We start from the raw sequence: 26,942 nt of genomic DNA, 5'->3' as shown, positions 1-26,942 counted from the left end.
ATGAACATTCAAGACATGATTCTAACCTTGCAAAAGCATTGGTCCAGTCAGGGCTGTGTGCTTATGCAGGCTTACGATGTAGAAAAAGGGGCCGGCACGATGAGCCCGTATACATTTTTGCGCAGTATTGGGCCTGAGCCGTGGAAAGTGGCTTATGTAGAGCCTTCCAGACGCCCTGCTGACGGACGATACGGGGAGAACCCGAACAGACTGTATCAGCATCATCAATTTCAGGTCATTATTAAACCGTCTCCTGATAACATTCAAGAGCTGTATTTAGATTCATTGCGCGCTCTTGGAATTGATCCGCTTGAGCATGATATCCGCTTTGTTGAAGACAACTGGGAGAATCCGTCTTTAGGCTGTGCGGGTCTAGGCTGGGAAGTATGGCTTGACGGAATGGAAATTACACAATTTACGTATTTCCAGCAGGTCGGAGGACTTGAATGTAAACCGGTTTCTGTAGAAATTACGTACGGAATTGAGCGTCTTGCGTCTTATATCCAGGATAAAGAAAATGTTTTCGACTTGGAATGGACGTCCGGCTTTACGGTGAAAGATTTATTCATGATGGCGGAATACGAGCATTCCGTTTATACGTTTGAAACGTCAGATGTCGATATGCTGTTCCAATTGTTCAGCACGTATGAAAAAGAAGCGATTAAGCAAATGGACAACGGACTTGTTCACCCTGCATATGACTATGTGCTGAAATGCTCGCACACTTTCAACCTGCTTGATGCCAAAGGTGCGATCTCTGTTACCGAACGGACAGGCTATATCGCAAGAGTGCGGAATTTAGCGAGAAAAGTAGCAAAAACCTATTATGAGGAACGAGAAAAACTAGGGTTCCCAATGCTTAAAGGGGAGGGTTCTTCTCATGAGTAAACAGGATTTACTTTTAGAGATCGGATTAGAGGAAATGCCGGCGCGCTTTTTGAATGAAAGCATGGTTCAGCTTGGTGAGAAGCTGACAGGCTGGCTTACAGAAAAAAATATTAATCACGGTGAAGTAAAGCTCTTCAATACACCGAGACGTCTCGCTGTCTTTGTAAAAGATGTAGCAGAAAAGCAGGCTGATATAAAAGAAGAAGCGAAAGGGCCTGCGAAAAAAATTGCTCTTGATGCAGACGGCAACTGGACAAAAGCGGCGATCGGCTTTTCAAAAGGCCAAGGCGCGAATGTGGAAGACCTGTACATTAAAGAAGTGAAAGGCACAGAGTATGTATTCGTGCAAAAGTTCCAAGCCGGCCAAGAAACGAAATCGCTTCTTCCGGAACTGAGCGGCTTAGTTACGAGCTTGCATTTCCCGAAGAACATGCGTTGGGGAAATGAAGATTTGCGTTATATCCGGCCAATCAAATGGATTGTTGCTTTATTTGGACAGGATGTCATTCCATTTTCGATCACAAACGTTGAGTCTGGACGGACAACACAGGGACACCGTTTCCTTGGACATGAAGTGTCAATTGAATCACCTTCAGCTTATGAAGAGCAGCTGAAAGAACAGCACGTTATTGCTGATCCTAACGTCCGGAAACAAATGATTCAATCTCAGCTGGAAGCGATGGCTGCAGAAAACAATTGGAGCATTCCAGTTGACGAAGACCTTCTTGATGAAGTGAATCATTTAGTAGAATATCCGACAGCTCTTTACGGTTCATTTGAATCTGAGTTTCTGTCAATTCCTGAGGAAGTGCTTGTCACGACAATGAAAGAGCATCAGCGCTACTTCCCTGTCAAAGACAAGAACGGTGATTTGTTGCCTCACTTTATCACAGTCCGAAACGGCAACAGCCACGCGATCGAAAATGTGGCCCGAGGCAATGAAAAAGTGCTGCGCGCGCGTTTATCTGATGCTTCATTCTTCTACAAGGAAGATCAGAAACTAAACATTGATGCAAACGTGAAGAAGCTTGAAAACATTGTTTTCCATGAAGAGCTTGGTTCTCTTGCTGATAAGGTTAGAAGAGTCACTTCAATCGCAGAGAAGCTTGCCGTTCGTCTTCAAGCTGATGAAGATACATTAAAACATGTGAAGCGAGCTGCTGAAATTTCTAAATTCGACCTTGTCACTCATATGATATACGAATTCCCTGAGCTTCAAGGAATTATGGGTGAAAAGTATGCGAGAATGCTTGGTGAAGATGAAGCAGTGGCTACGGCAGTCAACGAACACTATATGCCTAGATCAGCAGGCGGAGAAACGCCTTCTACTTTCATCGGAGCAGTTGTAGCAATGGCGGATAAGCTTGACACAATCGCTTCATTCTTCTCTATCGGTGTTATTCCGACCGGTTCTCAGGATCCTTACGGGCTGCGCCGCCAAGCGAGCGGTATTGTTGCAATTCTTCTTGACCGCAACTGGGGAATTTCGTTTGAAGAGCTGCTTACTTTCGTACAAACCGAAAAAGAAAATGAATTGCTGGATTTCTTCACTCAGCGCCTGAAATATGTCTTGAATGCTGAACAGATCAGACACGATGTCATCGATGCCGTGCTGGAAAGCTCTGAGCTTGAGCCATACTCAGCGCTGCATAAAGCACAAGTGCTGGAACAAAAACTTGGTGCGCCGGGCTTTAAGGAAACAGCGGAAGCTTTAGGCCGAGTGATTTCTATCAGCAAAAAAGGAGTCCGCGGAGACATTCAGCCTGATCTATTTGAAAATGAATACGAAGCAAAACTGTTTGATGCCTATCAAACAGCGAAGCAAAATCTGCAGGAAAGCTTCAGTAAAAAAGATTACGAGGCGGCCCTTTCTTCACTTTCAGCCTTAAAAGAACCGATCGATGCATACTTCGATCATACAATGGTTATAGCGGATAACGAGACATTAAAGGCAAACCGACTAGCGCAAATGGTAAACTTGGCGGATGAGATCAAGTCCTTTGCGAATATGAATGCCCTTATTGTAAAATAAAGAGAGAAAAGGCGGTTGCTGTGTGATCGGTAATCGTCTTTTCCCCATTTATAAGTTTTTTTGTTTGATTACAAGATATTTACGATATAATATGGATTATTGTTTCTTTACATAGATATGAAGTGAAAAGGTGGTGAGTACGATCGAACTAAATAAACGGCAAGAACATATTTTGCAGATTGTAAAAGAAAACGGGCCGATTACAGGGGAGCATATTGCAGAAAAGCTGAACCTAACCAGGGCAACATTGCGTCCGGATTTAGCCATACTCACCATGTCAGGATTCCTCGAGGCGCGCCCGAGAGTCGGTTATTTCTACACTGGAAAAACCGGCACACAGCTTTTGGCAGATAAACTCAAAAAGCTTCAGGTGAAAGACTTTCAATCTATCCCCGTTGTGATTCACGAAAACGTTTCTGTGTACGATGCGATTTGCACCATGTTTTTAGAAGATGTAGGTACTCTGTTTGTGGTGGACCGCGATGCTGTTTTAGTCGGGGTGCTTTCACGAAAAGACTTGCTGAGAGCGAGCATTGGCCAGCAGGAGCTTACATCAGTCCCTGTTCACATCATTATGACAAGGATGCCGAACATTACGGTGTGCAGGCGCGAGGATTATGTGATGGACATTGCAAAGCACTTAATAGAAAAACAAATTGATGCACTGCCTGTCATCAAAGATACCGATAAAGGCTTTGAAGTGATCGGCAGAGTGACAAAAACGAATATGACAAAAATACTTGTCAGTTTATCTGAAAATGAAATCCTATAAGATCGCAAACTAACGGGGGGATAATATGAATAACCGCATCATCTATGTCGTATCGGATTCAGTCGGTGAAACGGCTGAATTGGTAGTAAAAGCAGCGCTCAGCCAATTTAACGGTTCAGCGGACGATACACATGTAAGAAGAATTCCTTATGTTGAAGATATAGGCACTATCAATGAAGTGATTTCACTTGCAAAGGCAGACGGCGGCATTATCTGTTTTACACTTGTGGTGCCGGAAATCAGAGAATATTTGATTGCCGAAGCGGAAAAAGCAAATGTTTTATATTATGATATTATCGGCCCGTTAATTGATAAAATGGAAACAGCCTACGGTTTAACAGCGAAATACGAACCGGGGCGGGTGCGCCAGCTTGATGAAGACTATTTCAAAAAAGTGGAGGCCATCGAGTTTGCAGTTAAATACGATGATGGACGTGATCCAAGAGGGATTTTAAAAGCTGATATCGTTTTGATCGGCGTATCAAGAACGTCTAAAACACCGCTGTCTCAATATCTCGCCCACAAGCGCCTGAAGGTTGCCAATGTTCCGATTGTTCCCGAGGTTGACCCGCCGGAAGAACTCTTTAATGTTGATCCGAAAAAATGCATCGGCTTAAAGATTAGCCCGGATAAACTGAATCATATCAGAAAAGAACGGTTAAAATCACTCGGGCTTAATGACAAAGCGATCTATGCAAATATCAACAGAATCAAAGAGGAACTGGAATATTTCGAAAAGATTGTGGATCGGATCGGGTGCCAGGTTGTTGATGTTTCAAATAAAGCGGTTGAAGAAACAGCGAATATCATCCATCATCTCAAAACAAAAAACATGTAACTCAGGACGCTCTATCCTGGGTTTTTGGCTATGCCAAAAGGGAATAATGAAAAACAATAGCATCTTTGTGAAGTTTGTATTATAATAAAAAATTGTGATAAAATGATTAATTTTAGGTTTAAGGTTCGTGTGATACGAATAAACTATTATGGGTAAGATGTCAAGAATTTCTCCCGGAAATTTTTCGACAAATTTATGTACATCCGCAATGATAAAGGATGTGCGATTTTGCTTGCTTTTATGCAGGAGTTTAATGGAGGGATGGAGAATTACTCTTCTTAATGAACAAGAAAAGACGATTTTTGTCGATGCTGATGCCTGTCCGGTAAAAGATGAAATTTTACAAACAGCATCCGATTATGAAGTCCAAGTTCTTTTTGTCGCTTCATTTGAACATTATCAGCTTTCCAGAAGCAAGGAAGAAAAATGGAAGTATGTTGATCCTCATAAAGAAGCTGCTGATTTATATATCGCAAATCACGTAAAACCGGGAGATATCGTTGTAACGCAGGACATCGGATTAGCATCCCTGCTGTTGAACAGAAATGTCTCCGTCATGTCGGAAAGAGGGCGTCTTTACAAAGAAGACACGATTGATTTTGCTCTTGAGAGCCGTCATTTTTCAGGCAAACAAAGGAGAAAAGGCATATACGCCAAAGGGCCTAAAAAATTGAATAATGAAGATCGAGAACGATTTATTACACTGCTGCAAAAAATCCTGTCGAACGATGAAGGGATTTTGCACTAAAGCATCGAATAATGTACGACGGAGTGTTATAAGATGGGAAATCGGATACCAGATGAAATTGTGGATCAGGTACAAAAGTCGGCAGATATCGTTGAAGTCATAGGTGATTATGTTCAATTAAAGAAGCAAGGCCGAAACTACTTTGGACTCTGTCCTTTTCATGGAGAAAGCACACCTTCGTTTTCCGTATCGCCCGACAAACAGATTTTTCATTGCTTTGGCTGCGGAGCGGGCGGCAATGTTTTCTCTTTTTTAAGGCAGATGGAAGGCTATTCATTTGCTGAGTCTGTTTCTCACCTTGCTGACAAATACCAAATTGATTTTCCAGATGATATAACAGTCCATTCCGGAGCTCGGCCAGAATCTTCTGGAGATCAAAAAATGGCTGAGGCTCATGAGCTCCTGAAGAAATTTTACCATCATTTGTTAATAAATACAAAAGAAGGTCAAGAGGCATTGGATTATCTGCTTTCCAGGGGCTTTACAAAAGAGCTGATTGATGAATTTCAGATCGGCTATGCCCTTGATTCTTGGGACTTCATCACGAAATTTCTCGTGAAGAGGGGCTTTAGTGAGGCGCAAATGGAAAAAGCGGGACTCCTGATCAGACGCGAAGACGGAAGCGGATATTTTGACCGTTTCAGAAACCGCGTCATGTTTCCGATCCATGATCATCACGGGGCTGTTATTGCATTCTCAGGCAGGGCTCTTGGCAGCCAGCAGCCTAAGTATATGAATAGTCCAGAAACACCGCTCTTTCATAAAAGTAAACTGCTTTACAATTTTTATAAGGCCCGCCTTCATATCAGAAAGCAGGAAAGAGCAGTCTTATTTGAAGGGTTTGCCGATGTCATATCGGCCGTAAGCTCGGGTGTAAAAGAGAGCATAGCCACGATGGGAACGTCTCTGACAGATGATCATGTCAAGATACTGAGAAGAAATGTCGAAGAAATCATTCTTTGCTATGACTCTGATAAAGCCGGTTATGAAGCCACCTTAAAAGCTTCTGAGCTTCTGCAAAATAAAGGCTGCAAAGTCAGAGTTGCAATGATTCCTGACGGATTGGACCCTGATGATTACATCAAAAAGTTCGGCGGGGACAAATTTAAAAACGACATTATCGACGCTAGTGTCACCGTGATGGCGTTCAAAATGCAATATTTCCGAAAAGGAAAGAACCTGTCCGATGAAGGCGATCGCTTAGCTTACATTAAAGACGTACTGAAAGAAATCAGCACGCTTTCAGGGTCTCTTGAGCAGGAAGTCTATGTAAAACAGCTTGCTTCAGAGTTTTCGCTTTCACAGGAGTCTTTAACTGAGCAGCTGACTGTTTTCAGCAAGCAAAACAAACCTGCTGACAATGGTGGCGGTGAAACGAAAACACGGCGAGCGCATCTGACGACAAAAGCAAGGCAAAAACGTCTGCGTCCGGCGTATGAAAATGCGGAAAGGCTGTTACTCGCCCACATGCTTCGAGATCGAAGCGTCATCAAAAAAGTGATTGACCGGGTAGGCTTTCAATTTAATATTGATGAGCATCGCGCATTAGCCGCCTATCTTTACGCTTTTTATGAGGAGGGAGCCGAGCTGACGCCTCAGCATCTGATGGCCAGAGTGACGGATGATCATATAAGCCAGCTCTTGTCTGATATTTTAATGCTCCAGGTCAATCAAGAGCTCAGTGAAGCCGAGTTATCAGATTATGTAAAAAAAGTGTTGAATCACAGAAATTGGTCAATGATAAAAGAAAAAGAGGCGGAAAGAGCCGAAGCCGAAAGGCAAAAAGATTTTTTAAGAGCTGCTTCTCTGGCTCAAGAAATCGTTACATTGAACCGATCTTTAAAATAACTAGATAAACTGGTGAGAAGCATTTATTGGCAATGATTCCTTGCGGAGGAGCAAATAGATCGCTTGACCTCATCATGAATTGTCATTTCATTATTCGCACATTGTTAAAGGCAGTTCACATAGAAAACGCCTGAATGGACCGAATAAGAATCATACCGCTTATAGAATTCGTTGCAAGCTTTGGAAGGAGGGATCCATAATGGCTGATAAACAAACCCACGAGACAGAATTAACATTCGACCAAGTAAAAGAGCAATTAACAGAGTCTGGTAAAAAACGTGGCGTTTTGACATATGAAGAAATTGCCGAGCGTATGTCCAGCTTTGAAATTGAATCAGACCAAATGGATGAGTATTATGAATTTTTAGGTGAACAAGGTGTTGAATTAATTAGTGAGAATGAAGAAACAGAAGATCCTAATATTCAGCAGCTTGCCAAAGCCGAAGAAGAATTTGACCTTAATGACCTAAGTGTACCGCCTGGTGTCAAAATCAATGACCCAGTTCGTATGTATCTAAAGGAAATCGGCCGGGTTAACCTTCTTTCTGCAAAAGAAGAAATCGCCTACGCTCAGAAGATTGAAGAAGGTGACGAAGAATCTAAACGCAGATTGGCTGAAGCGAACCTGCGGCTTGTTGTCAGTATCGCAAAACGGTATGTCGGACGCGGAATGCTGTTCCTTGACCTGATTCAGGAAGGCAACATGGGTCTGATGAAAGCCGTTGAAAAATTTGATTACCGCAAAGGTTATAAATTCAGTACGTATGCTACGTGGTGGATCAGACAGGCGATTACTCGCGCCATTGCCGATCAGGCGAGAACGATCCGGATTCCCGTTCATATGGTTGAAACCATTAATAAATTAATCCGTGTACAGCGTCAATTACTGCAAGATTTAGGCAGAGAACCAACACCTGAAGAAATTGCGGAAGATATGGATTTAACACCTGAAAAAGTACGCGAAATCTTAAAGATTGCACAAGAGCCGGTATCGCTGGAAACACCGATTGGTGAAGAGGATGACTCGCATCTTGGTGATTTCATTGAAGACCAAGAAGCAACTTCACCTTCAGACCACGCCGCATATGAGCTATTAAAAGAGCAACTGGAAGATGTGCTTGATACGTTAACTGATCGTGAAGAAAATGTATTGCGTCTTCGATTCGGTCTTGATGACGGCCGTACAAGAACATTAGAAGAGGTCGGCAAGGTATTTGGAGTAACGAGAGAGCGTATTCGACAAATCGAAGCTAAAGCGTTGCGGAAACTAAGACATCCTAGCAGAAGTAAACGTTTGAAAGATTTCCTCGAATAAGATGGAACGGGTCTTGCAGATCCGTTCTTCTTTTTTTAAAAAAGATATATGGATAATATGTCTTTATTTTACTGAAAAATGATGTCATTTGCAAATGAACATTGTGGCGAAAAATTTCAAAACTGAATCCATATTTTCTATTGTAAGCGTATACAATACATTATACAATAGAATAAAAAGGATATCAGAGAAATAAGCATGTTTCTATTCAATTTTGTATAAAGTGTGAATAAAAAACTTTTGTATATCAATCCATTTACTTTTTGTAAAAATAAGTTAGAATTAGAAGTGTTTACATAGGGGGAAGGATCAAAAAGGGGGAAGGGAAATGAAATGGAATCCGCTTATTCCATTTTTACTGATCGCTGTTTTAGGTATTGGTCTGACTTTCTTTTTATCAGTAAAGGGACTTGATGACTCTCGGGAGATTGCAAGCGGCGGAGAAAGCAAATCTGCTGAAAAAGATGATGCAAACGCTTCACCGGAGGATATATACAAGGCAAACTGTATCGCGTGCCACGGTGAAAATTATGAAGGTGTTTCGGGTCCTAGCTTAAAAGGTGTAGGGGATAAGAAAGATGTCGCTGAAATTAAAACAAAGATCGAAAAAGGCGGTAACGGGATGCCTTCCGGTCTTGTTCCGGCCGATAAGCTGGATGATATGGCAGAATGGGTATCAAAAATTAAATAAAAGATCTATCTTTCTCCTTATACGTTCTCAGGCCGCCGAGATGTTCTCGACAGCCTTTTATTTTTGTCTGTTGCGTAGTAGAGCCGCATCAAAAGAAATAATCTTAAAATCATTCGCTCAGCTTGGATTCCTGGCTGATTTTTTATATGATAGAAAAGGAAAAAATGATTGAGAAAAGTTGTGATGACAAGTGAACGAATTAAAATTATCTAAACGATTGCAAACAGTAGCTGAGTACATACCGAATGGAGCGGTGATGGCCGATATCGGGTCTGACCACGCTTACCTTCCTTGTTATGCGGTGCTGAATCATAAAGCAAGCAAAGCAATTGCCGGAGAAATAACAGACGGCCCATTTTTGTCTGCCAAGCGGCAGGTTGAAAAATCAGGCTTAAGCTCGCACATTTCTGTAAGGCAGGGAGACGGCCTGGAAGTCATTAAAAAAGGTGAAGCCGATGCCATTACGATTGCCGGGATGGGCGGATCTTTGATCGCTCACATTTTAGAAGCGGGTAAAGACAAATTAACGGGAAAGGAACGGCTTATTTTACAGCCGAATATTCATGCTGTTCATATCAGAGAGTGGCTTTATAAAGAAGGATATGCGTTGATAGACGAGGTGATCCTTGAAGAGGACGGAAAGTGCTATGAGGTGCTTGTCGCCGAAGCGGGAGACAGAGATGCGGCTTATGCCGGTATTTCTTTATCAGCCGGAATGCTCGTCGGCCCTTTCTTGGCAAAAGAAAAGAATGCTGTCTTTTTGAAAAAATGGACACAAGAGCTTGAGCACACACAAAGCATTTATGAACAGATCAGCCGAGCTGCAACTACAGAGCAAAATAAACAAAAATTAAAGGAGCTCGCCGATCGAATGGAGCTGCTAAAGGAGGTTATCGATCATGGCTAAAACAGTAAATGGGCAGCAGATCGTCCAGCTGTTTGAACAATTTTCCCCGAAAGCCTATGCTGTCGAAGGCGATAAGATCGGACTGCAAATCGGCACCTTAAACAAACCGATTAAAAATGTGATGGTTACACTTGATGTGTTGGAGAGCGTTATCGATGAAGCAATTGAAAAAGAGGTTGATTTGATTATTGCACACCATCCTCCTATTTTCAGGCCGCTAAAGCATATTTCAACAGATCAGCCTGCCGGAAGGTTAATTGAAAAGTGTTTGAAGCATGATATCGCAGTTTATGCAGCTCATACAAATTTAGACGTTGCGGACGGCGGCGTGAATGATTTGCTTGCTGAAGCATTAGAGCTGAGTGAGACGGAAGTGCTGGCGCCTACTTATACTGATCCTCTGAAAAAGCTGGCCGTATATGTGCCGAAGGAATATGAAGAGCAGGTCAGAGCGGCGCTCGGAAATGCAGGAGCGGGCCATATCGGCGAATACAGCCATTGCGCGTTTTCGTCTGAAGGAATCGGCAGCTTTAAGCCATTAGACGGCGCCAAGCCTTTTATTGGTGAAGTGGGAGAGCTTGAGCTTGTTCATGAAGTAAGGCTTGAGACTGTGTTTCCTAAAAGCATCGAAAAAGCTGTTATAAGAGCAATGATAAAAAGCCATCCATATGAAGAAGTCGCTTACGACATTTATCCTGTTGAGCAGTCTCCTGTCGAAAAAGGGCTCGGCCGTGTCGGAACACTTAAAAATGAGATGACGCTCAAGGAATTCGCTTTATTTGTGAAAGACAAGCTTGAAGTAAATGGCGTTAGAATGGTGGGTGAGGCTGACAGCATAGTGAAGAAGGTAGCTGTTCTTGGCGGAGATGGAAACAAGTATATTCATCATGCGAAACGGAAGGGCGCCGATGTTTACGTCACAGGAGATTTATACTTCCATGTGGCCCACGATGCGATGATGCTTGGCCTGAATGTTGTTGATCCGGGCCATTATGCGGAAAAAATCATGAAAAAAGGCGTCACGAGAAAACTGACGGCAATGTGCAAAGATAAAAAGCTGGACGTAAATATCTTTATTTCTGAGACAGATACAAATCCATTTACATTTCTATAAAAAAACTGAGGCTTTAACAGCCTCAGTTTTTTGCTTTTACTTTCGGGAGTATTTTTTTGAGCGGTACATTGTGTTCAATTGTCCAAGTTGATGGATCTTCATGATCATACTGCTCCAAAAAGCGAATGACTTCTTTTGTGATCGGCGTTGGTGTTGAAGCCCCCGCAGTAACGGCAACAGTATTCACGTCTTTAAGCCATTCGAGCTTTAATTCGCTTAGGTCGCCGATTCGGTATGCTTTTGTGCCGGCTATTTCCTCTGACACTTGAGCAAGCCTATTTGAATTGTTGCTTTTAGGGTCACCGACAACGATCGTTAAGTCCGCTTTTTTCGCCTGTTCTGATACAGCTTCCTGCCGTACCTGAGTAGCCAGGCAAATCTCTTGGTGGTATTCGACATGCGGATATTTCTCTTTTACAAGCTCCATGATGTCGTAAACATCCCATTGAGACATCGTTGTTTGATTGGTTACAATTAATTTCTCTGCTTGGATATCAAGGTTTTTCACATCTTCTTCCGTTTCAACTAAGTGAACGATCTCAGGCGCTACGCCAACAGCTCCTTCTGGTTCCGGATGACCTTTTTTGCCGATATAGATCACGTGATATCCTTTTTCTTTCATCTCTAGAATTAAATCGTGAGTTTTTGTCACGTCCGGACATGTGGCATCAATTGCGACTAATCCTTTTTCTTCAGCGATTTTTCTGACTTCGGGAGAAACGCCGTGCGCAGTGAAAATGACAGTTCCCTTGTCAACCTGCTTCAGGATGTCCAGACGATTAGCGCCGTCCAAAGTAAAGATTCCTTCCTCTTCAAACGCATCAGTAACGTGTTTATTATGAACAATCATCCCGAGTATATAGATGGGTCTTGGCAAGCTTTTATCAAGTGACGCGTTCTTGGCAATGACCATAGCATCAACAACGCCATAGCAATAGCCGCGCGGTGAAATTTTAATTACGTCCATTTTCGGTAGTCCTCCAATACTGAAGTGAGTAAAGGCAATATAAAAAGCCGTAATCAAACGGCTCTATTCTTGCATTCTTCTGATCTCATTATAGCCAATCTCACTTCAGATATCAAAGAATGTTAAATATATAATCTCGGCTTTGATCTGCCTGATGTTCTTTTTGAAGCAGGAGAGACAGCTTCTTTTTTCTTCGGGGCAGATGTTTTTGATTCTTGTTCTTTACTGTCAGATGTTTTTGATTTCTTCGGTGGAGAAGAACTTTTTGGTTTTGATTTTTTGTTCCCATCTGATGTTTTTGCTTCAGCCTCGTTCTCGATTTCCGAGGTTTCTTCTGACTCTGTTTGCTTTTCATTTTCCTCATTGCTCTCTGTATCATCACTTTTACTTAACTGGCTGTACAGCTTCATCATTGCTGGCAGATTGCGGACTAATGGGCCGTACTGCTGGATCATGGGGGTGACTTGCTGCGCCATGCCAAGCACTTTTTGCACATTCCCAAGCATACTGGATAAAGATGCAGGATTGGCGATATTTTGAATGCCTTGCAGACCTGCTCCTCCGCTCGCTGCTGTGCCTGCTCCTGGAACTCCGGCGCCGCCAGTGCCTCCTCCTCCGGGTAAGAACTTTGACAGCATTCCTTTTAAGCCTCCGCCCGCACCATTTCTCGCTCCGGCATTTGCCTGAGGAAGAAATTGTCCGGATTGCTGAAAACCTTGCTGCTGCGGTCCAAATGAAGGTCTTTGCAAATTAGGCGGTCTTCTGCCCATCATTCGCTGATTTGGCATGGGGCGGGGCGGTCCGGGCTGCGGATAATTTCTCATCGGCTGCTGCGGTGAAAACATACTTGTACCTCCTTTCAGCTCTCTCTGCTATTAGAATATGCATGGGCTGCGGTATTTGCTTTACATAACTGAATAAAACAAACGCCTTCCAAACGTGGTGTTTTTAAGCAAAATCGGGTATAATGTGATGATGGACACATAATGTGCCGCTTTAAGGAGCTGGGAAAAATGAAAGAAACTAAATTTGAACTTTATGAATTGAAACCGTTTATTATAGATGCAGTGCACCGCCTTGGTTTTTATGAACCGACTGATATTCAGAAAAGGCTGATTCCTGCAGTGTTAAAAAAAGAAAGCGTCATCGGCCAGTCTCAGACGGGAACCGGAAAGACTCACGCTTATTTACTGCCTTTATTAAACAAAATCGATCCTGCTAAGGATGTCGTTCAGGTTGTCATTACGGCTCCGACAAGAGAGCTTGCCAACCAGATTCATCAGGAAGCACTTAAAATCACACAAGGTGAAGAAGGCAGTCAGATTCGCTCGAAATGTTTTATCGGAGGCACAGATAAACAAAAATCAATTGATAAATTGAAAACACAGCCTCATCTTGTCGTCGGTACGCCAGGACGTATTGCCGATTTAATCAAAGAACAGGCGTTAAGTGTTTATAAAGCGGAATCTCTCGTCATTGATGAAGCGGATTTAATGCTGGATATGGGATTCCTTGCAGATGTAGATTACATCGGTTCACGCATGCCTGAGGATCTGCAAATGCTTGTGTTCTCAGCGACCATTCCGGAAAAGTTGAAACCATTTTTGAAAAAATATATGGAAAATCCGAAATACGCCCACGTGGAGCCAAAACAGGTGACTGCTGCGAAGATCGAGCATATCCTCATTCCTTCGAAACATCGTGACAAGGACAAGCTCCTTTTTGACATCATGTCTCATCTGAATCCATACCTGGGCATTGTGTTTGCCAATACGAAAAACACGGCTGACCATATCGCTCAATATCTGACTGGAAAAGGCATGAAAATCGGGCTGCTGCATGGCGGATTAACGCCTCGTGAGCGGAAAAAAGTCATGAAGCAGATCAATGATTTGGAATTCACTTATGTCATTGCGACTGACCTTGCTGCAAGAGGCATTGATATTAAAGGTGTCAGCCATGTTATCAACTATGAGCTGCCGGATGATCTCGATTTTTATGTTCACCGTGTGGGCAGAACGGCTCGCGCCGGCTCATCAGGACAAGCGATGACCATTTATGAGCTCTCTGATGAGGATTCATTAGTCAGACTCGAGAAAATGGGCATTGAATTTGATTACTTGGAGCTTGAAAAGGGCGAGTGGAAAAAAGGCGATGACCGCCAGCGCCGCAAAAAGCGTAAAAAAACGTCGAACGAAGCGGATGAAATTGCACATCGTCTCGTGAAAAAGCCGAAGAAGGTTAAGCCTGGATATAAAAAGAAAATGAGCTACGAGATGGAGAAAATCAAGAAAAAACAGAGAAGAAACCAATCTAAAAAAAGAAAGTAGGGGAACCTGTTGTTGAGAATAGGCTCACACGTCTCTATGAGCGGAAAACATATGCTTCTGGCTGCAAGCCAGGAGGCAGTTTCTTATGGGGCGAACACGTTTATGATCTATACAGGCGCACCGCAAAATACGCGCCGAAAGAAAATTGAAGACTTGAATATAGAAGCTGGCCGGGCACACATGAAAGAAAACGGTATTGACGAGATTATCGTACACGCGCCTTATATTATTAATATTGGCAACACGACAAATCCGTCCACTTTTGAGCTTGGTGTCGATTTTCTTCGTTCTGAAATTGAACGGACAGCTGCCATCGGAGCGAAGCAAATTGTCCTTCACCCAGGCGCTCACGTAGGAGCGGGAGCTGAAGCAGGCATCAAGAAAATTATTGAAGGCTTAAATGAAGTGATTGATCCGAATCAAAATGTCCAGATTGCATTAGAAACAATGGCAGGAAAAGGATCTGAATGCGGCAGAAGCTTTGAGGAGCTTGCGCAGATTATCGATGGCGTTACACACAATGAGCATCTGTCAGTATGCTTTGACACGTGCCATACACATGATGCCGGATATAACATTGTCGAAGACTTTGATGGAGTGTTAACTGAGTTTGATAAAATCGTCGGTATTGACCGTATTAAAGTGCTTCATATTAATGACAGCAAAAATGTCAAAGGCGCAAGAAAAGACCGCCATGAAAACATCGGCTTTGGTGAAATCGGATTTGACGCACTGCAGTATGTTGTTCACCATGAGCAGTTAAAAGACATTCCGAAAATCCTTGAAACGCCGTATGTCGGTGAAGATAAAAAGAATAAAAAACCGCCATACCGTTTTGAGATTGAAATGCTGAAAGAAAAACAATTTGATGACACATTGCTTGAAAAGATTTTACAGCAATAAAAAATGGGGGATAAGTCCCCCATTTTTTCAGCTTGTAAATTGTTTGAATAGTTCATTAACGGTTTGGGCTGTTTCTTTCGATGTAATTGCCTCTACTTGTTTCAGCAGCCGCATTCGTTCACTCTCATTAAAGATGTTCACATTTTTCCCGTACAGCAGGTTCGCTACTTCAACGGCCTGCGGTCTTGTTAGGCTGATTCCGTATTGTTTTGAGTACTTCAGCAAATCGTCAGCAGTAGCCTGATTAAGCCGCTGCAAAATAATTCTTTGAAATAAAATCATCGACCATTCCACCTCCAGACTTAATGTATGGGCAAATCAGTAAAATGTGTCAGTGTTTAATGGTAAAATAGATTTATAATGTATTTAAAATAGTTATTGCAGGAAAGGAGATTTTATGACCCCAACAAAACAACATAAGAGAGAAACATTTTCCCACTTTATTTTCAGGGTCTTCATGATTCTGGCAGGAGCTGCATCTGCGGCTGTAAGTATTGAATTATTTTTAATCCCTAACGATTTTATTGATGGCGGGATTATCGGTGTATCACTTATTTTAGACCACCTCTTTATGTCAAACCCCTTTTTGAATTTCGCTTTATTCGTTGTCATTTTAAATATTCCTTTTATGATCTTCGGCTATAAATATATCGGTAAGACCTTCCTTGTCTCTACGATGATTGGAATTGTCGGGCTTGCCGTTATTGAATCCTCACTTCACCATGTAGAAGCCATTACAACTCAGCCTATTTTGGCCACTGTGTTCGGAGGTCTTTTGCTCGGCTTTGGCGTCGGGCTCGTTATTCGAAACGGAGGTTCAATGGATGGTACAGAAATTCTCGGTATTTTGCTGACGAAAAAGCTGCCATTTTCAGTTGGTGAGTTCGTCATGCTCATCAATGTATTCATTTTCATTTGGGCTGGTTTTGTGTTCGGTCCTGAGCAAGCGATGTACTCTTTCATGACTTATTATATTGCGATGAAAACCATTGATGCCGTAATCCAGGGGCTTGATGAAACAAAAGCTGTCATTATTGTGTCTGATCAGTATGATGAGATTTCCGACGCGATTTTGCACCGTCTCGGTCGCGGAACAACCAAGCTGAAGGGGAAAGGCGGATATACGGACGAAGAAAAGGACGTGATTTACGCGGTTGTCACAAGGCTGGAAGTGACTAAGCTAAAATCGATCGTGTTTGAAGTCGATCAAAATGCATTCATTACGATTATGAATACGCATGAAACGAGAGGCGGAAAATTCAAAAACGCAATCCACTAGGCTTTCATTTACTTTTATTCATTTTATGGGTATAATTTTATCTGCAGTAAAGAAAATGGCTTGCTGGTCAGACAGCTGCCATTTTCTTTTTCATACATGTGATACGTTCTTAAGCAAAGCAAAGGGGGACCCTTCATGAACGTACAAGAAGCGCTGAACCTACTGAAAGAAAACGGATATAAATATACAAATAAACGTGAAGATATGCTGCAGCTTTTTGCTGATTCAGACAGGTATCTTACCGCTAAAAACGTACTGTCTGCATTAAATGATGATTATCCCGGCTTAAGCTTTGATACAATCTACAGAAACCTTTCTTTATATGAAGAACTTGGTATTTTGGAAACAACTGAGCTGTCCGGTGAAAAACTCTTCCGATTTAAGTGTTCATTTACCCACCATCACCATCACTTTATTTGTCTTGCCTGCGGCAAAACAAAAGAAATTGAATCATGCCCGATGGACAAGCTTTGTGATGATTTGGATGGCTATCAGATCAGCGGACATAAATTTGAGATTTACGGCACATGCCCTGATTGTACAGCGGAAAACCAAGAAAACACTACTGCGTAATTGTTTATATGAGAAAAAGGAGCCCCGGTTGGGCTCCTTTTTCAGTTATTGACACGTATGATATGATGTTTATTTTTGTTAATCCATTGAACGGCTTCAAGCCAGTTGCTGACTCTGATGATGTTTGAATCAAGCGGAAGCTGATTATAAGGGGAATTGAATAAAATCACCGGTATATCGGCTTCTTTCGCAATCATCATTGCGTTTCCGTGATGATCTTCAAAAAACAAGTCAATGTTGTGTTTTTTGACTGCCTCAACTTTATGATGACCGCCAACGAGTTCGATGTGGTCGTAATGAATATTTTGTCTGTCAAACCATTCATAAGTAATATCAGTTAAATGAGACCGTCTCGCTGTAATATAAATAAGCTTGTGCTCCTCTTTGAGGAGGTCAAGTGACTGTTTTGCATGCTGCGCAAGCAATGCTTCCTTATATATGATGGCTTCATTTTGATTCATCCAATCCCAAAATTCTTCCTGCGTAATGTTTAACAGCTTTGTCAAATCATAATCCGTCATATCGTTTAATGAAATGGAAAGATTAAACGAGCGGTTCAAATAAGGGACGAATGTATCCTGAGCCGTGATTGTGCCGTCAATATCTATTCCTAAGCGTAACATGCCCACACTCCTTCAGTTTCATCCCTTCCAGTGTAACATAAACAATTGACATTAACAGAAAAGTTTAGCAAACATGAATCAGGCAAAATAGATCAAACTATAAAAGCTCCTTTAATAAAAACAGAAGGGGGAATTGAAGGTGGCAAACGATTACGAAAAACGTGATAACAACAGCTACTATGTAGATCATGGTTCTGAAGGATCAAATATTACCCGCGACAACGATGGTTTTTTTGAGGAAACGGCTGCTGAAATCGCAGAGCCTTACCGTGCTACTGACCGCAGCAATGACCGAGACAATGACCGCAGCGACGGCAATGTCAATGAAGGGCGGGGAATAGGCTATATTGCATTAGCCTTGTCCATTATTTCATTGTTTGTACTGCCTGTTTTATTGGGAGCTGCCGGTATTATTGTCGGCTATATCGCAAGAAGAAGAGGTGCCCAAGGCCTAGGAGCTTGGGCGATGGGTATCGGTGTCGTCTCATTAGTGCTTGGAATATTTATTATTCCATTTTTCTAACACAAAAAAGCTTGACGGGTTCCCGTCAAGCTTTTTGTGTTTCTTCTTTTTTTAGTTTTGCTTTTTCAGCTTCAAGCTTTGCATAGTGTTCCTCAGCAAGAATGTCGATTTCTTTCTTGAGTTCCTCTACCATTGTTTCCTCTGGAACCTTACGGACAATTTTTCCTTTCCGGAACAACAGTCCTTCACCACGTGCTCCGGCGATTCCGATATCAGCTTCTCTCGCTTCACCAGGTCCGTTTACTGCACAGCCGAGAACAGCGACTTTAATCGGCGCTTTCACCTTAGAAATGTATTCTTCCACTTCATTGGCGATGCTGATCAAATCAATCTCAATACGGCCGCAAGTCGGACATGAGATGAGTGTGGCAGCATTGGAGGCTAAGCCGAAAGATTTCAGAAGCTCCCTTGCTACTTTTACTTCTTCCACAGGATCTGCGCTTAATGAAATACGCATGGTGTTCCCGATGCCCTTGCTTAAAATCGCGCCGAGTCCTGCTGCGCTCTTTACTGTGCCGGCAAACAGTGTTCCTGACTCAGTGATCCCAAGATGCAGAGGGTAGTCAAATGCTTTCGCTGCTTTTTCATAAGCCTCGATCGCAAGGTTGACGTCAGATGCCTTCATGCTGACAATAATATCGTGAAAATCAAGATCTTCAAGAATTTTAATGTGATGAAGTGCGCTCTCTACCATTCCGTCTGCTGTCGGATAACCGTATTTTTCTAAAATCCGTTTTTCAAGTGAACCAGCATTTACTCCGATTCTGATCGGAATCCCTTTTTCTTTCGCCGCTTTAACGACCGCTTCGACTTTTTCACGGCGGCCGATGTTGCCTGGGTTGATTCGGATTTTATCTGCGCCGCCTTCAATGGCTTTTAACGCAAGTTTATAATCGAAATGTATGTCAACAACGAGCGGAATGGAAATGCGTTTTTTAATATCCGCGATGGCATTTGCCGCCCGTTCATCCGGACATGCTACCCGGACGATTTGGCATCCGGCTTCAGCCAGACGGTTAATTTCCGCAACCGTTGCTTCTACATCATGTGTTTTTGTTGTTGTCATGCTTTGGATAACAACTTCATTGTTGCCGCCTATTGTTAAAGGTCCCACTTTGACGGGACGCGTTTTTGTACGATGTGTGATTTCACTCACTTGCAATCGCTCCTTAATTGTAGTTGCCGCTTCTAGATATAACAATTCTAGTATGGTTTATGTGAATTTATTTTACAAATTACATTGTAACAGTGTCTTCGCCGAACTGACAAGAAATTAACGTTAATTAAGGGTAGACCGGGAATTTGTACGCTGTTCCCGCTTGAATGGCGTTGGCTTTCACATTCGGATTCAGTGTTTCAAAATCCTTTACAATGTCGTCAGGAGAACCTGCTGGTCCGACAATTGACATAACGGTGTCACCCGGCTGTACCTTCACCGTTTTATAGGCTGGTTCCTGTTCAGCCGTTTTTGCTGATGCTTCATAGACAGGGAGGTCCTGGATGGGTATCGTTCCAATTTTAAGATCATAAAAAAGAATAAAAAGAATAAAAACAATGCTGCATACAAAAGTGAGACGCTTCATCGCTTTTCCTCCCGCATACGAAATTTTATACTATAGTATGCTTGTCCATTTCGATTCATGACAAAAGAAAAGAGACTGCGAAGGCAGTCTCAGATTATGCAGCAACTTTTTTGGACGGGATCTCTTTCAAAACAAGAAACAGGATGACAAAGTTGACGAACCAGTTCAGTAAAAATTCACTTGGAACTGTTGCTTCTAATGCCCGCATGATCGTAAAGAACACAGTCGAAAGGGTGATCGAATAGGCAGAAAGCTTCCAAAGCTGATGGTAGGACAGATGCTTTTTCTGTGCATTTTTAATGATTACCCCGATAAGCGCTAAGAATGATACTTCAATAAATTTTCCTGCCGCTGTTACGAGAAAAATGAGAAATGAAAGAACAGTTGTGATCATCGTTTTATTTTGGTTTAAACCCGCAATCACATCTTTTTTTGTTAAATCTGATGGCATCATTGAGTAAGGCATTTCTTGGGCTTGTCCGTCAATGGCCAAAACAAATTTGTCCTGAAGGATGCCGATCGCGTTTTGCTTTGCTTCGATTTGTTCAGTGCCGTAGGCGTCTGTCGGATCAAACACGATAACGAAGCCATTTGCCTGTGATTCCGTGGCTTTTTTTTCATCGGTTTGAAGTTTGCCGTTTGAAATTTTGAAATCAGGGAAATCTTTGTGTAAAACAGTTTTAAAGCCGTTCATTGATTTGACGGTCCCTGAGCTTACATAATAAGCGGTAGGAATTGCAAAAAGGACAGAGAGCAAAAATACATAAAGAATCGCTTTTCCGATTCCTTGAAATCTTGTTTTTGCAATATCACGGGGAGAGTATGTACTTTTGATGAAAAGCTGAAATACATTCACTATCTTCACTTCCTAGCTATACTAATATATGTTGCTTATTGTATCGTTGCCTGCGTGTGAATACAAGGAAGACATGAAGAAGATAGATGTAAAAAGGGAGGATGGATTTTATGGATATGTTATATTGGCTGGTGATTGCGGCGGTATTTATCATCGCTTTTATAGGGCTGGTGTATCCCGTTATTCCGAGCGTAGTATTTATCGTTGCCGGCTTTGTATTGTACGGATTTTTGTTTTCATTCAGTCCGTATTCATATATGTTCTGGCTCGTTGAAGCTGTTTTTGCCGCAGTATTATTCGCAGCAGATTACGTGTCTAATCTGCTTGGAGTAAAAAGGTTTGGCGGAAGCAAAGCCGCCATATGGGGAAGCACGATCGGTTTATTAATCGGGCCTTTCGTCATTCCGGTTGCGGGGATCATATTAGGGCCGTTTATCGGGGCTGTTTGTGCAGAACTTATCGTTCATCAAAAGGACTTAAAGTCAGCGTTTAAAATTGGTCTCGGCTCACTCATTGGCTTTTTAACAGGGGTTATTGCAAAGGGCATCATACAGCTTTTGATGATCGGATATTTTTTATGGACGGTCCTATAAGAATTGCCGGCGGCAGGTTTAATGGGGCGGATTATCGGTTAAAGTGAAATATGTCCGCTGAAATGAGCCAAAATGTGAGCATTTTCATTGATTACACAGCGTTCTTTTGTTACATTGAATGAAGAAAGGCTCGCTGTGAAGCGGCATTTCAGTACATATATATTAAGGAGGAATTTATCATGGCTTACGAACTTCCAGAATTACCTTATGCGTACGATGCTTTAGAACCGCATATTGATAAGGAAACTATGACTATTCACCATACGAAACACCACAACACATACGTTACAAATTTAAACAAAGCGGTTGAAGGAAACACGGCTCTTGCAAACAAATCAGTTGAAGAGCTTGTTGCAGATCTTAATTCTGTTCCTGAAAACATCCGCACTGCAGTCCGCAACAATGGCGGCGGACACGCGAACCACAAATTATTCTGGACACTTTTATCTCCAAACGGCGGAGGCGAGCCGACTGGCGCGCTTGCTGAGGAGATCAACAGTGTATTTGGAAGCTTTGACAAATTCAAAGAGCAATTCGCAGCTGCAGCAGCTGGACGCTTCGGTTCTGGCTGGGCATGGCTTGTTGTGAACAACGGTAAACTTGAAATCACAAGCACACCAAACCAAGATTCTCCGCTTTCTGAAGGCAAAACGCCTATCTTAGGACTTGACGTTTGGGAGCATGCTTACTACCTTAACTATCAAAACCGCCGTCCTGATTACATTTCAGCTTTCTGGAAAGTTGTGAACTGGGACGAAGTGGCTCGTCTATACAGCGAAGCAAAATAATGACACAAGCAAGGTCCTCAATAGGGGGGCCTTGTTTTTTTCTGTCTTCTTTTTACATATCTCGGTTTGAGTGAGACAGACTAAGGGATAGTAAAGGGGAGTCAGTAATGAGCAAACTAAAAAAAGTAATTGGCGATGTAGACGTAAACAAAGGGTTACTCTTTCTGCTGACCATTGGCGGGCTTTACTCGCTGGGAATTGCATTGTCCAATACATTTGTTAATGTGTACCTTTGGAAGCAGTCAGGGAAATTTATTGATTTGGCGATATATAATTTATCCATTGTGACAATGCAGCCGTTAACCTTTTATTTGGCTGGACGGTTAGCCAAAAAAATAGACAGGGTGTTCATTTTAAGGTTCGGCGTCATTTTTTTAGCTGCCTTTTATTTAAGTGTGCTTTTAGCAGGAGAAACGGCGGCCAGCCGACTTGTGCTGATCGGTGCGGTGCTCGGAGTGGGCTATGGCTTTTATTGGCTTGCGTTTAACGTGCTGACCTTTGAAATAACAGAGCCGGAGACGCGAGACTTTTTCAACGGATTTATGGGCATTCTGTCTTCCTCTGCAGGGATGATCGGTCCGATTGTAGCGGGATTTGTTATCTCAAGGCTTGAAAATAATACGGGTTACACAGTGATTTTCAGTCTCTCCCTCAGTTTATTTGCCTTGGCTGTCGTGATGAGCTTTTTTTTAAAACGGAGAGAATCAAAGGGCCGTTTTATGCTGAGCAAGGTATTTGGAGAGCGCCATAGCAATATGAATTGGCGGAGAATTACGAATGCGCATTTTTTTCAAGGCTTGAGAGAAGGGATTTTTGTCTTCTTAATCAGTGTATTTGTATTTATTGAGACAAACAGCGAACTGGCCCTCGGCACATTCGGCCTTGTCAACTCAGCTGTTTCCTTCTTTGCCTACTACTTTGCATCCAGGCTGATTAAGAAAAAGGCCAGAAAAAAATCAATCTTGCTGGGCGGCCTTATTTTGTATGGTGCGCTGTTTTTGATTCTGTTTCATATGAGCTTTACGACATTATTGACGTACGGCGTTTTTATTGCCATCGGCTATCCTCTTTTGCTCGTGCCATATGTATCACTTACATATGATGTGATAGGCCGGGCGCGGCATGCCAGAAAAGCAAGAATTGAATATATCGTGCTGAGGGAATTGTTTTTAAACGCCGGCAGGATTGTCTCTATTTTATGCTTTCTCTTGATTGTGGCCCTTCTGAAAGAGGATGTGGGAATTCCTTTGTCACTCGCTATATTGGGCATAGGACATCCGCTGATTTATTACTTTGTCAAGGATATCCGTTTTAAGGAGAAAGAAGAGGAAAATGAAACCATGGAAGAAGACGGCCAAAAACGGGTAACTGAACCGAATCTTTTAAAAGGCGAAAGATAATTTTTTGTCAAAAAGGGGTTATCTGTAGAAAAAAGTCGAAAAAACCTTTAGAATGAAAACTGGCACTCTTACTTGAGTGTCTTTTCTTTCTGTAAATAGAAAAAGGTGATGTTATGAGGAGAAATAAACCAAAAAAGCAAAATCATAAAGAGAAAAAGAAGTCGCTTCCGATCCGGCTGAATATTTTATTCTTGGCTGCCTTTGTCATATTCACGTGGATCATTGTGGAATTAGGCATCAAGCAGATCGTGCAAGGCGATGATTACAAAAACCAAGCCAATCAGCAGGAACAAAGTGAAGTCAGCTCGGCGGTGCCGCGCGGAAAAATCTATGATCGAAACTTTAATGCCATCGTGACAAATAAGGCTTTAAATGCAATCACATACACCAGATCTAAATCGACCACGCAAGACCAGCGTTTAAAGATCGCAAAAAAGCTGTCTGATATGATTAAAGTCGATACAAAAAAAGTAACAGAACGTGATAAAAAGGATTATTGGATTTTGACTAGGCCGAAAGAAGCCAAAAAGTTGATTACTTCTGAAGAAAGACAGAAGGTAAAAGACAAAAAATTATCCGATGACGATTTATATCAGCTTCAGCTAAAACGGATTAATGATAAGCAGCTGAATGAACTGACGGATAAAGACATGCAGATCCTCGCCATCAAAAGACAGATGGATTCAGGATATGCATTGACCCCTCAATATATCAAAAATGAAGATGTATCTGCGAAGGAAATGGCAGTCGTAAGTGAACATTTAGACGAACTGCCGGGTGTTGATGTCACGTCCGATTGGGAACGTGAATATCCGTATAAAAACCTTCTTCGCTCAGTGCTCGGAAGTGTTTCCAGCTCTGATGAAGGATTGCCGTCCAACTTGCTCGAGCATTATCTGTCGCTTGGCTACAGCCGAAATGACAGGGTCGGAAAAAGTTATCTGGAATACCAATATGAAAGCCTTCTGCAGGGGCAAAAAGCAAAGGTGGAAAATATCACAGATTCAAACGGCAATGTCACGGGAACGAAAACCGTTTCTGAAGGGAAAGCCGGTAAAGATCTCGTGCTTACGATTGATATTGATTTGCAAAAATCAGTGGAAAAAATCATTGAGAAGAATCTCAAATCTGCTAAAGCAAGACCAAGCACGGAATTGTTAGACCGGGCATTCGTTGTCATGATGGACCCTAGAAACGGTGAAGTGCTGACAATGGCGGGTAAGCAGATTAAACAAGAAAATGGAAAATATAAAGTTGATGATTACGCATTAGGAAATATGACGTCATCTTATGCCATGGGATCGGCTGTCAAAGGTGCAACTGTTCTGACAGGCTTGCAAACCGGCGCCATCAACCTGAATACCGTTTTTCAGGATGAACCATTGTATATTGGTCAAGATAAAAACGGTAAAAAATCGTGGACTACTTTAGGACCTGTTAATATTCAAAGAGCTTTAGAGCAGTCTTCCAACGTATTTATGTTTAAAACTGCGATCGCAATCGGAAAAGGTGAATATAAACCACATCAAGCTTTACCGATTGATACGACGGCCTTTGATACGTTCCGGAATTATTTCAGCCAATTTGGATTGGGTGTAAAAACGGGAATTGATCTTCCGAATGAAATGACAGGCTATAAAGGAACAAGCAGATTGACGGGATTCTTGCTTGACTATGCGATCGGCCAGTACGATACGTATACACCGCTGGAGCTGGCGCAATATGTATCAACGATTGCAAACGGAGGCTACCGCTTGAAGCCTCAGCTTGTGAAAGAGGTCAGGGATTCTGATCCTGAAAAAGGAATCGGTGCTGTCGTGCAATCCGTTCAGCCGGAAGTGCTGAATAAAGTCGACATGAAAAGTGAGTATATCAAAGAAGTTCAAGCCGGATTTAGACGAGTGGCGACGAAGGGGACAGCTGCCAGCCAACTTGCTTCAGCGTCTTATCAACCAGCGGCTAAAACAGGGACAGCGCAATCATTCTATGACGGGCCAGATAAATCAAAAACAGGAACTGCGGCTTATAATACGACACTTGTCGCTTATGCGCCGGCAGATAATCCTGAGATCGCTATCTCTGTTGTAGTTCCTTGGGCTTATGTTGATTACAGCGCTAAATATACTATTACAAACGAAATCGGCAGAGAGGTATTGGATAAATATTTTGAGCTGAAATCGAAGCAGGACAAAGAAGATACTCAGCAAAAGAATAAAGACAAAATCGAAGAAAATGCAGAAAACGCAACGTCTTCTGATAACTAAAAAGAAACGCCCACATCATGTGGGCGTTTTTTTTTATACAAAAAAACGCACTGATTTACAAAACCTTAACATTCGATTCAAACCCTTTTTACATAGAACCTTTACTCTATACGTGTAGGACAAATTACACATTATACGCAGGGGGAATTCAGGAAATGAAAAAAAACAAATTGGTGCTTATGCTTCTGATGGCTGCTTTTATGATCATTGCAGCTGCATGCGGAAATGCAGGAGAAAGTGAAAAATCGAATAGCGATTCTGCAAAAGGAGAAGGAAAGGCATCAGGTTCTTTAACCATTTCTGGTTCATCGGCTATGCAGCCATTAGTACTTGCAGCCGCAGAAAAATTTATGGAAGAAAACCCTGATGCTGATATACAGGTGCAAGCTGGCGGTTCTGGAACAGGGCTTTCTCAAGTCTCTGAAGGAGCTGTTCAGATCGGGAATTCAGACGTTTTTGCTGAAGAAAAAGAAGGTATCGATGCAAAAGCGCTTGTCGATCATCAAGTCGCAGTCGTTGGTATGGCAGCAGCTGTAAACCCTGATGCTGGTGTGAAGGATATTTCTAAAGATGAATTGAAAAAAATCTTCACTGGTAAAATCAAAAACTGGAAAGAGCTTGGCGGCAAAGACCAAAAGATTACACTTGTAAACCGTCCTGATTCTTCTGGCACACGTGCTACATTTGTGAAATATGCGCTTGACGGAGAAGAACCTGCAGAAGGCATTACTGAAGATTCCTCCAACACTGTGAAAAAAATCATTGCTGATACTCCGGGAGCGATTGGATATCTTGCATTCTCATATTTAACAGATGACAAAGTAACTGCTCTATCTATTGATGGTGTAAAACCTGAAGCAAAAAATGTGACAACTGGCGAGTATCCGATCTGGGCTTATCAACATTCTTATACAAAAGGTGAAGCGACAGATTTAGCCAAAGAATTTCTAGATTATCTAAAGAGTGAAGACATTCAAAAAAGCATTGTTACTGACCAAGGCTACATTCCGGTTACTGATATGAAAGTGACACGCGATGCCAACGGGAAGCAAAGCTGATCTTTAATAAAAAGAGGAGTGCGGGGACAACCGTTTCTCCTCTTAACAC

27 protein-coding genes are annotated in these 26,942 nt (G+C 42.2%); 20 read left to right on the top strand and 7 right to left on the bottom strand.

Going from position 1 to position 26,942, the window contains the following annotated elements; all coding sequences use genetic code 11:
* From glyQ to BSI_RS15685, 10 genes are all read left to right on the top strand, one after another.
* Entirely contained in the window at positions 1 to 888 is an 888-nt protein-coding gene (gene glyQ / locus BSI_RS15640) for a glycine--tRNA ligase subunit alpha (protein ID WP_003226213.1), read from the top strand.
* Positions 881 to 2,920 (top strand): glycine--tRNA ligase subunit beta, encoded by a 2,040-nt coding sequence (glyS, locus tag BSI_RS15645; RefSeq protein WP_003237060.1) that lies wholly within the window; start codon positions 881 to 883, stop codon positions 2,918 to 2,920. The genes glyQ and glyS overlap by 8 nt, the downstream gene beginning before the upstream one ends.
* A gap of 133 nt (positions 2,921 to 3,053) precedes the next feature.
* A complete protein-coding gene (gene ccpN, locus BSI_RS15650; RefSeq protein ID WP_003237058.1) occupies positions 3,054 to 3,692 on the top strand; it encodes a transcriptional regulator CcpN in 639 nt (212 codons plus the stop codon).
* Positions 3,693 to 3,717: 25 nt separating this feature from the next.
* Complete coding sequence (locus BSI_RS15655; protein WP_003237056.1) at positions 3,718 to 4,530, top strand: pyruvate, water dikinase regulatory protein; 813 nt, start codon at positions 3,718 to 3,720, stop codon at positions 4,528 to 4,530.
* Between the two features lie 253 nt (positions 4,531 to 4,783).
* Positions 4,784 to 5,278 (top strand): YaiI/YqxD family protein, encoded by a 495-nt coding sequence (locus tag BSI_RS15660; protein ID WP_003237054.1) that lies wholly within the window; start codon positions 4,784 to 4,786, stop codon positions 5,276 to 5,278.
* Positions 5,279 to 5,311: 33 nt separating this feature from the next.
* Entirely contained in the window at positions 5,312 to 7,126 is a 1,815-nt protein-coding gene (dnaG, locus tag BSI_RS15665; protein ID WP_003237053.1) for a DNA primase, read from the top strand.
* A gap of 199 nt (positions 7,127 to 7,325) precedes the next feature.
* Positions 7,326 to 8,441, top strand: a complete 1,116-nt coding sequence (gene rpoD, locus BSI_RS15670) for an RNA polymerase sigma factor RpoD (RefSeq protein ID WP_003226225.1) — start codon at positions 7,326 to 7,328, stop codon at positions 8,439 to 8,441.
* A gap of 328 nt (positions 8,442 to 8,769) precedes the next feature.
* Positions 8,770 to 9,132, top strand: a complete 363-nt coding sequence (cccA, locus tag BSI_RS15675) for a cytochrome c550 (protein ID WP_003237051.1) — start codon at positions 8,770 to 8,772, stop codon at positions 9,130 to 9,132.
* Positions 9,133 to 9,388: 256 nt separating this feature from the next.
* Positions 9,389 to 10,039: a tRNA (adenine(22)-N(1))-methyltransferase TrmK gene (gene trmK / locus BSI_RS15680; RefSeq protein ID WP_003237050.1), complete on the top strand. Its 651-nt coding sequence runs from the start codon at positions 9,389 to 9,391 to the stop codon at positions 10,037 to 10,039.
* Complete coding sequence (locus BSI_RS15685; protein ID WP_003237048.1) at positions 10,032 to 11,153, top strand: Nif3-like dinuclear metal center hexameric protein; 1,122 nt, start codon at positions 10,032 to 10,034, stop codon at positions 11,151 to 11,153. The genes trmK and BSI_RS15685 overlap by 8 nt, the downstream gene beginning before the upstream one ends.
* A 22-nt stretch (positions 11,154 to 11,175) precedes the next feature.
* Here the strand turns inward: BSI_RS15685 and BSI_RS15690 are convergent, their stop codons facing one another.
* Both BSI_RS15690 and BSI_RS15695 read right to left on the bottom strand, forming a co-directional pair.
* Positions 11,176 to 12,120 carry a 4-hydroxy-3-methylbut-2-enyl diphosphate reductase gene (locus tag BSI_RS15690; RefSeq protein ID WP_003237046.1) on the bottom strand — a complete coding sequence of 315 codons (945 nt, stop codon included), beginning with the start codon at positions 12,118 to 12,120 and terminating at the stop codon, positions 11,176 to 11,178.
* Between the two features lie 122 nt (positions 12,121 to 12,242).
* Positions 12,243 to 12,965 (bottom strand): YqfQ family protein, encoded by a 723-nt coding sequence (locus BSI_RS15695; protein ID WP_003237044.1) that lies wholly within the window; start codon positions 12,963 to 12,965, stop codon positions 12,243 to 12,245.
* Between the two features lie 168 nt (positions 12,966 to 13,133).
* Here BSI_RS15695 and cshB point away from each other — a divergent pair, with 168 nt between their 5' ends.
* Both cshB and BSI_RS15705 read left to right on the top strand, forming a co-directional pair.
* Positions 13,134 to 14,450: a DEAD-box ATP-dependent RNA helicase CshB gene (gene cshB, locus BSI_RS15700; RefSeq protein WP_019258916.1), complete on the top strand. Its 1,317-nt coding sequence runs from the start codon at positions 13,134 to 13,136 to the stop codon at positions 14,448 to 14,450.
* Between the two features lie 9 nt (positions 14,451 to 14,459).
* Positions 14,460 to 15,353, top strand: a complete 894-nt coding sequence (locus BSI_RS15705; protein ID WP_032731890.1) for a deoxyribonuclease IV — start codon at positions 14,460 to 14,462, stop codon at positions 15,351 to 15,353.
* A 27-nt stretch (positions 15,354 to 15,380) separates the two neighbouring features.
* Here the strand turns inward: BSI_RS15705 and BSI_RS15710 are convergent, their stop codons facing one another.
* Complete coding sequence (locus BSI_RS15710) at positions 15,381 to 15,635, bottom strand: DUF2624 domain-containing protein (RefSeq protein ID WP_003237038.1); 255 nt, start codon at positions 15,633 to 15,635, stop codon at positions 15,381 to 15,383.
* A gap of 115 nt (positions 15,636 to 15,750) precedes the next feature.
* Here BSI_RS15710 and BSI_RS15715 point away from each other — a divergent pair, with 115 nt between their 5' ends.
* Positions 15,751 to 16,632, top strand: coding sequence for a YitT family protein (locus tag BSI_RS15715; protein ID WP_003237036.1), 882 nt, complete (start codon positions 15,751 to 15,753; stop codon positions 16,630 to 16,632).
* A gap of 135 nt (positions 16,633 to 16,767) precedes the next feature.
* Positions 16,768 to 17,205: a zinc uptake transcriptional repressor Zur gene (gene zur, locus BSI_RS15720; RefSeq protein ID WP_003237031.1), complete on the top strand. Its 438-nt coding sequence runs from the start codon at positions 16,768 to 16,770 to the stop codon at positions 17,203 to 17,205.
* 41 nt (positions 17,206 to 17,246) lie between these two features.
* Here the strand turns inward: zur and BSI_RS15725 are convergent, their stop codons facing one another.
* On the bottom strand, positions 17,247 to 17,828 hold the full coding sequence (locus tag BSI_RS15725) for a hypothetical protein (protein ID WP_003237029.1): 582 nt from the start codon (positions 17,826 to 17,828) through the stop codon (positions 17,247 to 17,249).
* A 133-nt stretch (positions 17,829 to 17,961) separates the two neighbouring features.
* Here BSI_RS15725 and BSI_RS15730 point away from each other — a divergent pair, with 133 nt between their 5' ends.
* Positions 17,962 to 18,351 (top strand): DUF308 domain-containing protein, encoded by a 390-nt coding sequence (locus tag BSI_RS15730; protein WP_080010836.1) that lies wholly within the window; start codon positions 17,962 to 17,964, stop codon positions 18,349 to 18,351.
* 25 nt (positions 18,352 to 18,376) lie between these two features.
* Here BSI_RS15730 and ispG read toward each other — a convergent pair whose 3' ends face one another.
* The 3 genes from ispG to BSI_RS15745 all read right to left on the bottom strand — a co-directional run bounded on the left by ispG (position 18,377) and on the right by BSI_RS15745 (position 20,790).
* Positions 18,377 to 19,513, bottom strand: coding sequence for a flavodoxin-dependent (E)-4-hydroxy-3-methylbut-2-enyl-diphosphate synthase (ispG, locus tag BSI_RS15735; RefSeq protein ID WP_080030794.1), 1,137 nt, complete (start codon positions 19,511 to 19,513; stop codon positions 18,377 to 18,379).
* Positions 19,514 to 19,634: 121 nt separating this feature from the next.
* Complete coding sequence (yqfZ, locus tag BSI_RS15740; RefSeq protein WP_003237024.1) at positions 19,635 to 19,934, bottom strand: protein YqfZ; 300 nt, start codon at positions 19,932 to 19,934, stop codon at positions 19,635 to 19,637.
* A 94-nt stretch (positions 19,935 to 20,028) separates the two neighbouring features.
* Positions 20,029 to 20,790 carry a DUF1189 domain-containing protein gene (locus BSI_RS15745; protein WP_003237022.1) on the bottom strand — a complete coding sequence of 254 codons (762 nt, stop codon included), beginning with the start codon at positions 20,788 to 20,790 and terminating at the stop codon, positions 20,029 to 20,031.
* Between the two features lie 110 nt (positions 20,791 to 20,900).
* Here BSI_RS15745 and BSI_RS15750 point away from each other — a divergent pair, with 110 nt between their 5' ends.
* From BSI_RS15750 to BSI_RS15770, 5 genes are all read left to right on the top strand, one after another.
* The gene (locus BSI_RS15750) at positions 20,901 to 21,383 is read left to right on the top strand and encodes a DUF456 domain-containing protein (protein WP_003237020.1); all 483 of its coding nucleotides are present in this window, start codon (positions 20,901 to 20,903) and stop codon (positions 21,381 to 21,383) included.
* 179 nt (positions 21,384 to 21,562) lie between these two features.
* A complete protein-coding gene (gene sodA, locus BSI_RS15755; protein ID WP_003237019.1) occupies positions 21,563 to 22,171 on the top strand; it encodes a superoxide dismutase SodA in 609 nt (202 codons plus the stop codon).
* Between the two features lie 107 nt (positions 22,172 to 22,278).
* Complete coding sequence (locus BSI_RS15760) at positions 22,279 to 23,571, top strand: MFS transporter (protein ID WP_003237017.1); 1,293 nt, start codon at positions 22,279 to 22,281, stop codon at positions 23,569 to 23,571.
* A gap of 113 nt (positions 23,572 to 23,684) precedes the next feature.
* On the top strand, positions 23,685 to 25,835 hold the full coding sequence (gene pbpA, locus BSI_RS15765; RefSeq protein ID WP_003237015.1) for a penicillin-binding protein 2A: 2,151 nt from the start codon (positions 23,685 to 23,687) through the stop codon (positions 25,833 to 25,835).
* Positions 25,836 to 25,990: 155 nt separating this feature from the next.
* Positions 25,991 to 26,893 (top strand): phosphate ABC transporter substrate-binding protein, encoded by a 903-nt coding sequence (locus BSI_RS15770; RefSeq protein ID WP_003237013.1) that lies wholly within the window; start codon positions 25,991 to 25,993, stop codon positions 26,891 to 26,893.
* Positions 26,894 to 26,942: the final 49 nt, after the last annotated feature.

Origin of the sequence: Bacillus inaquosorum KCTC 13429, from assembly GCF_000332645.1 — a bacterium.
GTDB classification, from domain to species: domain Bacteria; phylum Bacillota; class Bacilli; order Bacillales; family Bacillaceae; genus Bacillus; species Bacillus inaquosorum.
This window is presented reverse-complemented; position numbering and strand designations above follow the sequence as displayed.

What these genes read in the sequence shown, in the direction of transcription:
- BSI_RS15725 (WP_003237029.1), bottom strand. Translation starts at nt 17,828, where the DNA reads ATGTTACGCTTAGGAATAGATATTGACGGCACAATCACGGCTCAGGAT.
- cccA (WP_003237051.1), top strand. Translation starts at nt 8,770, where the DNA reads ATGAAATGGAATCCGCTTATTCCATTTTTACTGATCGCTGTTTTAGGT.
- BSI_RS15685 (WP_003237048.1), top strand. Translation starts at nt 10,032, where the DNA reads ATGGCTAAAACAGTAAATGGGCAGCAGATCGTCCAGCTGTTTGAACAA.
- BSI_RS15660 (WP_003237054.1), top strand. Translation starts at nt 4,784, where the DNA reads ATGGAGGGATGGAGAATTACTCTTCTTAATGAACAAGAAAAGACGATT.
- BSI_RS15750 (WP_003237020.1), top strand. Translation starts at nt 20,901, where the DNA reads ATGGATATGTTATATTGGCTGGTGATTGCGGCGGTATTTATCATCGCT.
- trmK (WP_003237050.1), top strand. Translation starts at nt 9,389, where the DNA reads ATGGCCGATATCGGGTCTGACCACGCTTACCTTCCTTGTTATGCGGTG.
- BSI_RS15655 (WP_003237056.1), top strand. Translation starts at nt 3,718, where the DNA reads ATGAATAACCGCATCATCTATGTCGTATCGGATTCAGTCGGTGAAACG.
- sodA (WP_003237019.1), top strand. Translation starts at nt 21,563, where the DNA reads ATGGCTTACGAACTTCCAGAATTACCTTATGCGTACGATGCTTTAGAA.
- zur (WP_003237031.1), top strand. Translation starts at nt 16,768, where the DNA reads ATGAACGTACAAGAAGCGCTGAACCTACTGAAAGAAAACGGATATAAA.
- BSI_RS15690 (WP_003237046.1), bottom strand. Translation starts at nt 12,120, where the DNA reads ATGGACGTAATTAAAATTTCACCGCGCGGCTATTGCTATGGCGTTGTT.
- BSI_RS15770 (WP_003237013.1), top strand. Translation starts at nt 25,991, where the DNA reads ATGAAAAAAAACAAATTGGTGCTTATGCTTCTGATGGCTGCTTTTATG.
- glyS (WP_003237060.1), top strand. Translation starts at nt 881, where the DNA reads ATGAGTAAACAGGATTTACTTTTAGAGATCGGATTAGAGGAAATGCCG.
- yqfZ (WP_003237024.1), bottom strand. Translation starts at nt 19,934, where the DNA reads ATGAAGCGTCTCACTTTTGTATGCAGCATTGTTTTTATTCTTTTTATT.
- glyQ (WP_003226213.1), top strand. Translation starts at nt 1, where the DNA reads ATGAACATTCAAGACATGATTCTAACCTTGCAAAAGCATTGGTCCAGT.
- cshB (WP_019258916.1), top strand. Translation starts at nt 13,134, where the DNA reads ATGAAAGAAACTAAATTTGAACTTTATGAATTGAAACCGTTTATTATA.
- rpoD (WP_003226225.1), top strand. Translation starts at nt 7,326, where the DNA reads ATGGCTGATAAACAAACCCACGAGACAGAATTAACATTCGACCAAGTA.
- dnaG (WP_003237053.1), top strand. Translation starts at nt 5,312, where the DNA reads ATGGGAAATCGGATACCAGATGAAATTGTGGATCAGGTACAAAAGTCG.
- BSI_RS15710 (WP_003237038.1), bottom strand. Translation starts at nt 15,635, where the DNA reads ATGATTTTATTTCAAAGAATTATTTTGCAGCGGCTTAATCAGGCTACT.
- BSI_RS15760 (WP_003237017.1), top strand. Translation starts at nt 22,279, where the DNA reads ATGAGCAAACTAAAAAAAGTAATTGGCGATGTAGACGTAAACAAAGGG.
- BSI_RS15715 (WP_003237036.1), top strand. Translation starts at nt 15,751, where the DNA reads ATGACCCCAACAAAACAACATAAGAGAGAAACATTTTCCCACTTTATT.
- pbpA (WP_003237015.1), top strand. Translation starts at nt 23,685, where the DNA reads ATGAGGAGAAATAAACCAAAAAAGCAAAATCATAAAGAGAAAAAGAAG.
- BSI_RS15695 (WP_003237044.1), bottom strand. Translation starts at nt 12,965, where the DNA reads ATGTTTTCACCGCAGCAGCCGATGAGAAATTATCCGCAGCCCGGACCG.